Origin of the sequence: Acidilobus sp. (genome assembly GCF_049973875.1) — an archaeon.
GTDB lineage: Archaea > Thermoproteota > Thermoprotei_A > Sulfolobales > Acidilobaceae > Acidilobus.
Window position 1 is genome coordinate 24,778 of the sequence record NZ_JBMFJI010000015.1, and the last position, 6,530, is coordinate 31,307.

General features: G+C 61.1%; 6 protein-coding genes. 4 read left to right on the forward strand and 2 right to left on the reverse strand.

Annotated features, from left to right (window positions below; translation table 11 throughout):
- Window positions 1-32 precede the first annotated feature (32 nt).
- Entirely contained in the window at window positions 33-1,061 is a 1,029-nt protein-coding gene (locus ACP5H1_RS06095) for a radical SAM protein (protein ID WP_427972973.1), read from the reverse strand.
- A 181-nt stretch (window positions 1,062-1,242) separates the two neighbouring features.
- Here ACP5H1_RS06095 and ACP5H1_RS06100 point away from each other — a divergent pair, with 181 nt between their 5' ends.
- Window positions 1,243-1,932, forward strand: a complete 690-nt coding sequence (locus tag ACP5H1_RS06100; protein WP_427972991.1) for a peroxiredoxin — start codon at window positions 1,243-1,245, stop codon at window positions 1,930-1,932.
- Window positions 1,933-2,072: 140 nt separating this feature from the next.
- Entirely contained in the window at window positions 2,073-3,038 is a 966-nt protein-coding gene (locus tag ACP5H1_RS06105) for an AbrB/MazE/SpoVT family DNA-binding domain-containing protein (RefSeq protein WP_427972976.1), read from the forward strand.
- Between the two features lies 1 nt (window position 3,039).
- On the opposite strand, the gene ACP5H1_RS06110 is transcribed toward ACP5H1_RS06105, so the two are convergent.
- Window positions 3,040-4,194: an acyl-CoA dehydrogenase family protein gene (locus tag ACP5H1_RS06110; protein WP_427972993.1), complete on the reverse strand. Its 1,155-nt coding sequence runs from the start codon at window positions 4,192-4,194 to the stop codon at window positions 3,040-3,042.
- 134 nt (window positions 4,195-4,328) lie between these two features.
- Between ACP5H1_RS06110 and ACP5H1_RS06115 the strand changes: the two genes are divergently transcribed.
- Both ACP5H1_RS06115 and ACP5H1_RS06120 read left to right on the forward strand, forming a co-directional pair.
- Window positions 4,329-4,766: a peroxiredoxin gene (locus ACP5H1_RS06115; RefSeq protein ID WP_427972978.1), complete on the forward strand. Its 438-nt coding sequence runs from the start codon at window positions 4,329-4,331 to the stop codon at window positions 4,764-4,766.
- 138 nt (window positions 4,767-4,904) lie between these two features.
- Window positions 4,905-6,341: a hypothetical protein gene (locus ACP5H1_RS06120; protein WP_427972980.1), complete on the forward strand. Its 1,437-nt coding sequence runs from the start codon at window positions 4,905-4,907 to the stop codon at window positions 6,339-6,341.
- Window positions 6,342-6,530: the final 189 nt, after the last annotated feature.

Here is a 6,530-nt window from a genome sequence, read left to right on the forward strand (position 1 = left end):
TAAATCCCTACCAGTGGGACCTAGCTGAGGCCTCACTCGGCGGAGGAGCACTCCCTGAAGGCCTCAACGGGGTCCTCGGACTCCGCCTCGCAGAGCACGGGCGACCTGGCCTGGGTCGGGTAAGTGACCACGACCCTCGCCACGGCGCCCCTCGGCAGGCTCACCTGCTCCCCAGGCCTGAAGTAGCCTATAACGTCGCCGTCCTCGCCCACTATTTCGCCCCTGGCAACGGTACCGTCGCTCAGCGGCACCTCGTACCACCTCAGGTCCCTTGAGGCGGTCCTCCTGTACCTGTTCCTCACCTGGACCAGGTCCTTGAAGGAGACCGGGCAGAAGTGCACCGGCACCCTGACGTTGTTCTCAGCCCAGGAGAGCACCTCCACAGCCGCCCTCAGCGAGCCCTTAACAGCCGCCTCCCTTGAGTCGTCGGGCCTGAGGCCCCTGAGCCTGAGGGACTCCCTGTTAGGCTCGGCGAACTCCATCTCGTCAAGGTTGACGAAGTGCCCCCCGACCGAGTCCACGAACTTTATGACCTCCTTGACCCAGCCCTCGAGGCCCGGGGCTATGGGCATCTCGGCCCCCACCCTCATGCCCGTGAGCTTGACGGCGTACTCTATCCCCTTCAAGTAGTTCTTGCTGACGGGGTGAAACCTTATCTCGTCAAGGCCTGCCCTCCACAGGGCCAGCAGCGCCTCCGGGGTTGAGTGCCTCCCCGGCGTGTAGAGGTGTATGTGAAACTCCGGCCCGAAGGTGGCCTTCAGGGCCCTTATGAGGGAGAGCGTCAGCGGCAGGTCCGCGAGCGGGTCCCCGCCAGTTATGCTTGCCCCGGTGGCCCCCTGCCTCTCCACCTCCCTTACTATGTCATTGATGTCATAGGCCCTCTCGTCGTTTACGTACATCACCCTCCTGCCGAACCTGTCCCTGTCGACGGGGCAGTAGAAGCAGTTCTCGTCGCAGACGCCTGTTATGAATATGACGGCCTTGAGGCCGGCGTAGCAGAGCTCGCAGCCCCTCGTCAGCCTCCCCGTCATGAGGCCCTTGGCGGCGTCGCCCAGCAGCATTTGCTCCCCGCGGCCTGCAGGGGGCCGGGACCTTTATGCGCTAGTAATGACTGCGCGCCGCTGTTGCGCTGACCGATGGCCTTAAAGTTGCGGCTATACTAAACCATTCTCTACATAGAGAAAAGCTTTTAGCGATTTCCTGCACGGCAAAGCGCGACCGACCATGTCGGCCTCGGAGGTAATCTCCCAGGAGAGGATGCCCCTCATAGGGAAGAAGTTCCCAGAGGTCGAGGTGGTGACTACCCACGGGAAGCTGAAGCTGCCCGACTACTTCACCTCCAAGGGCAGGTGGTTCGTCCTCTTCAGCCACCCGGCCGACTTCACTCCTGTCTGCACGACCGAGTTCTACAGCTTCTCGCTGTACTACCCTGACTTCGAGAGGCTCAACACGGGCCTCATAGGCCTCTCGGTGGACGGCAACCCGAGCCACATATCGTGGGTGCAGTGGATAGAGCGCAACCTCAAGATAAAGGTGCCGTTCCCTATAATTGCAGACCCTCTCGGCCTCGTGGCCAGGAGGCTGGGCATGTTCCACGCCCAGAGCGCGACCAACACCGTAAGGGCCGTCTTCTTTGTTGACAACAAGGCAACCATAAGGGCGATAATATATTACCCGCTGGAGCTCGGCAGGAACGTGAAGGAGATACTGAGGGTCGTTAAGACCCTCCAGCTGATAGACAAGACCGGCGCCATCGCCCCGGCCAACTGGCCTAACAACGAGATAGTAAAGGACGACCTGCTCAACCCAACGCCCGCAAGCATGGATGAGGCGTCCCTGAGGCTCACCCAGTTCAAGGGCTACGACTGGTGGTTCACCTTCAGGGAGACGCCTAAGGAGGACGTCGAGGAGGCTAAGAAGTATGCCCCATGAGGGGCAGCTCGATATTTCCATAACTTTTTTGAAAACCCTTTCTCACTGAAACGATTTTAGGTAAAAATACTAAGTAAACGTTAAAACTTCTCACGTGCATAGACAAGGTAGCAAGGTCCAGTATATACGGGGTTGATACTTTGAACATAACGCCAAGGAAGCTCCAGAAGCTCGGGGCCTCGTCGCTTGTCGTGACGCTGCCGCACACGTGGATAGAGGCCCACGGCCTTAAGGCCGGCGACGTGATCTACATAGTTGACGAGGGCGACAGGCTTAAGATAGTCCCGGCCAACACGGGCAGCGACAGGAACGCCTACGAGTTTGAGGCCTACAAGCTTGTCATGCCCCAGCTGGTCTCCTGGGCCCTCACGTGCCTCTACGTCAACAATGTTAACGAGGCCACCATAGACCTGAGGGGCATGGGCCCGGAGGCCATGCAGGTCCTCAAGGAGGCCTCCATGAGGCTCCTTGGACTTGAGCTGCTTGAGGTGGAGAGGGACAGAGCCGTAATGAAGATAGTCCTGGACGACTCGAAGGCGGACCCCAAGCATGCCATAAAGGGCCTGGGCTCGGCGGTCTCAAACATAGCGGAGCTCCTAAGGCAGGTGGCTGAGGGGGTTCAGGTGGCCGAGGACCAGTTCTCGATAGCCACAAACGAGCTCACGAAGTACCAGCACCTGATCATGAGGTACGTGGTTGGCTCCATGAACAGCGGCAGCGCCGAAGGGAACCTGCAGGGCACTATAGTTGGCACCGCCCTCCTGGGCGTCGTGGGGAACACGCTGCTTGACGCGGCCAAGATGGCCTCAAGGCTCGAGGTGAGGTCAAGGGTCGTCTCCCAGCTGGCCTCCCAGGTGAGGGACCTGGCGCCCCTGGTGAGCGCCATGGTGGCCCAGCCGAGCGTGAAGAGGCTCCACGAGGTGGCGTTCAACGTCGTGGCTACCATAAGCTCCATAGAGTCCTACATAAAGTCCTCCCAGGGCGCGGCAGAGGCCGCCATAATAGCCAAGGTTGACGACGCCATAAAAACCATGGCCATAGTTTTCATGACCATACTCTGCGGGGCCGTGATGGGGGAGGAGTACCTGAAGCCGTCGACCCAGTGAGCTAGCCCTGCCTGACAGGCCTTATCCTGCCCAGCAGGCTCCTGGCTATAACCAGCCTCTGGGCCTCGTTCGTGCCGTCCCCTATCTCAACCATCTTCACGTCCCTGTAGATCCTCTCCACCAGGCTCTCCTTGCTGTAGCCGAAGCCGCCCTCCACCTGGACGGCCATCCGGGCCACGTCGACGCCCCACTGGGCCGCGGCCAGCTTAGCCATGCTGCTCCACATGGGGTACTCGGGGTCGCCGGCGTCAACCCTGCGGGCCGCCTCGTAGATTAGCTGTTTCACGGCCTCAACCCTTATCTTCATCTCGGCCAGCATGTACTGGACCATCTGGTGCTCAGCTATGGGCACCCCCATGCTCTCCCTCTGCTTGGCGTAGGCCAGGGAGTCCTCGAAGGCCGCCTCCGCCAGGCCAAGGGCCGTGGCCGCCGTGACCACCCTTCCCTCGTTGAGGGCGTCCATGACTATCTTGAAGCCGCCGTTGAGCTGGCCAACCATGTTGGTCTCGGGTACCCTGCAGTCCTTGAATAGCACCTCGCTGGTCCCGCTCCCCCTGTATCCCATCATGTCAAGCTTTGAAACCTCCACGCAGGAGCCCTTGTCAACTACGAACAGCGAGACGCCCCTGTGCCTCTGCTCGGGCGTGCCGGTCCTGGCGGCCACCAGGAAGAAGTCCGCGTATGGCGAGTTGGTTATCCAGGTCTTCCTGCCGTTTATCACGTACTCGTCGCCCTCCTTCTCGGCCCTTGTCGTTATGGCTGCCGCGTCGGTGCCGCAGCAGGGCTCGCTGAGGGCAAAGGCGCCTATGGAGCCCCTGGCCAGCTTCTCAAGGTACCTCCTCTTTATGTCATCGTTTGCGTAGTGCACGAGCGGGTAGGCCACCATGGTGCCCGAGACTGTGGCCATTATAGCTACGGCGCCTGAAGCCCTTGCCAGCTCCTCAACGACCACGACGGACTCAAGGGTCGAGAGGCCGGGCCCCCCGTACTCCTGGGGCACCCTCAGGGCGAAGTAGCCCATGTCCGCTACCTGCTTTATCACATCAGGCGGTACCGCGTTGTCCCTGTCTATGTCCCTGGCCACGGGCTTTATCACCTTCTCCGCGAACTCCCTGACGCTCGACCTGAGCAGCTCTACGCTCTCGCCGGACGACATTGTATACACCTTGGCACCTCTCTACTATTTACTTAGCAAGGTAAATAAGTTGTGGCTCATCCCACCTATTAACACCCCGCCAGCTGTACCTCCGCTTAAATACTCCCCTTCAGAAAAGGTGTTCGGTGAGATATATGGTTCAGGTTGGGGACCAGGTCCCAGACCTGGAGCTTGAGACCACCGCTGGCAAGGTTAAGCTCTCCGACTTCAGGGGCAAGAAGCTGGTGCTCTACTTCTTCCCCAAGGCTTTCACCATGGGGTGCACGAGGGAGCTGAAGAGGTTCACGGAGCTCTACGACCAGTTCAAGGCCCTTGAGGCCGAGGTAATAGGCGTCAGCGTCGACAGCGTCGACACGCTTAAGAAGTTCGCCGAGAAGTACGGGGCCAAGTTCCCCCTGGCGAGCGACAAGACCAAGGAGGTCTCAAAGACCTTCGGCGTCCTGAAGCTTATGACGGCCTCAAGGGTCACCTTCGTTATAGGCCCTGACGGAGTCGTGAGGCAGGTGATAAGCAACCTGAAGAAGGCCGAGGAGCACGCAGACAGGGCCCTTGAGGCCGTCAAGTCCATCTAAGCCTCTCGGCCCTCCTGCGAAGGCCTTAGGCAAAGCTATAAGTTCTTCCCGGGACAGCGCGGGAAGGGGCGGGAAGCCAATCCCGCCAGGTCCCTAATACGGCCTGCCCGACAACTTCAGGCCTGAGGTGAGCGAAGCTTGAAGGTCGCGATTGCCATGGGCCTTGTGGCCCTGGTGGCCCTGGCCCTCGGGGCCCCCCTACTATTGCAGGTAAGAGTGGGGGAGGCCCAGGGGACGGGCCAGGGGCAGGCTCAGGCGCTACTAAACCTGACCCAGAGGGCCATAGCTGTGGGCAAGTCGCTTGGGATCAACGCCACCCAGGCGGAGGAGCTCTACTCCAAGGCCCTCAGCTACTACAACAACGGTAACTACACCGGCGCCCAGGACCTCTGCCTGGAGGCGCTTAAGTACATAGCGTCCGAGGCCAGAGGGGTCAAGCCAACTTACATGCCGCCGGCCTACGGCATAGAGGCCCAGCTGCTCGCCATAGAGAGGTTCGTGAACAGCTCCCCGGCAATAAACTCAACTGAGAGGTCGTACGTAATTTCACAGGTGGACGAGGCCCTCAAGGACATCTCCAGCGGCAACGTGAGCGGCGCCGCCGAGATACTTGCCGACCTGAAGGGCTACCTGGCGAACCTCAGCGTCAGGGTGTCGACGTACGCCAAGCACGCCATGATAGGGAGGCTCGTGAGGGAGCTCCACAAGGCCAGGGGCGAGCTCGAGGCCAACTGGTCCTACATGCAGGAGGCCAACGTGAGCCCCTCGCAGGTGGCCGACGAGGTGGTTAAGGAGCTCGAGGAGGAGCTGAACTCCTCAGCCGCCAACGCGACGCCCGCGCAGCTCGTGGGCCTGGCCAGGGCGGTCGAGGAGATAGAGAGCAGGGCCCCGATGGCTGAGCCCTTCCCCAACGCCACCGGCAGGGTCATGCTTTACGGCGCCCAGGTGAAGGCGCTAGTGGGAATTAACAGGAGCCTCAGCAGGGTCGAGTCGCTTATTGCTTACCTCACCGGGAGCGAGGCCAACCTGAGCGAGGAGGCCCTCAACCTGACTTTCAAGGCCATAAACGTCACGCTCACCGCCCTTCACTACTACGCAGTTGGGGAGGACAACCTGTCCCTGGAGTACATAAACCAGTCCATAAAGTTTGCCAACGAGAGCGCTGGGATAGCCGAGAACCTGACCTCCAGCGGCCACGGCACGGCCGCCGCCGTGGGCAGGGACATATACAGGGCTGACGAGCTCATAATAGGGCTTGACGAGAAGCTCTACGCCTACGTGGAGTCACAGAACATAGTGGGCAAGGTCTACGAGTTCAGGGGCGAGCTGCTCTTCGCCGTGAACCAGACCACGTACGTGGCCGTGCTGAGGATAGTCAACGGCACCCAGGCGACCCACCACGTGATATTTGCCCTGGTGGTCATAGGCGAGGGGGCCCACGTGAACGCCAACCTGACGCAGCTGCCCCTCAGGGTTGACGTGGTGGGCCAGGTCATTGGGGTTACACACTACCTCTACGTGGTCAAGGCGTTTAACGTCACGGAGCTGGCCCCCCTGACCTCCTCCCCGCCCTGAAGGGCGGGGGCTCCCCCAGGGCGGCTCACCGGTTCGCGGTTTACCGCCTTCACCTTCACCGCCTCACAGCTGGCGGGCGCTGAGGGCGCCCACCCCGCTCCGCTCGTCCAGCGGTAGGCCGCGGGCCTGGCCTTAGGCCCGTTACCCCTACCCCTCACTGGGGGTTGCCCTCCTCTCCCAGCCCCCTGG

What these genes read in the sequence shown, in the direction of transcription:
- ACP5H1_RS06115 (WP_427972978.1), top strand. Translation starts at nt 4,329, where the DNA reads ATGGTTCAGGTTGGGGACCAGGTCCCAGACCTGGAGCTTGAGACCACC.
- ACP5H1_RS06110 (WP_427972993.1), bottom strand. Translation starts at nt 4,194, where the DNA reads ATGTCGTCCGGCGAGAGCGTAGAGCTGCTCAGGTCGAGCGTCAGGGAG.
- ACP5H1_RS06095 (WP_427972973.1), bottom strand. Translation starts at nt 1,061, where the DNA reads ATGCTGCTGGGCGACGCCGCCAAGGGCCTCATGACGGGGAGGCTGACG.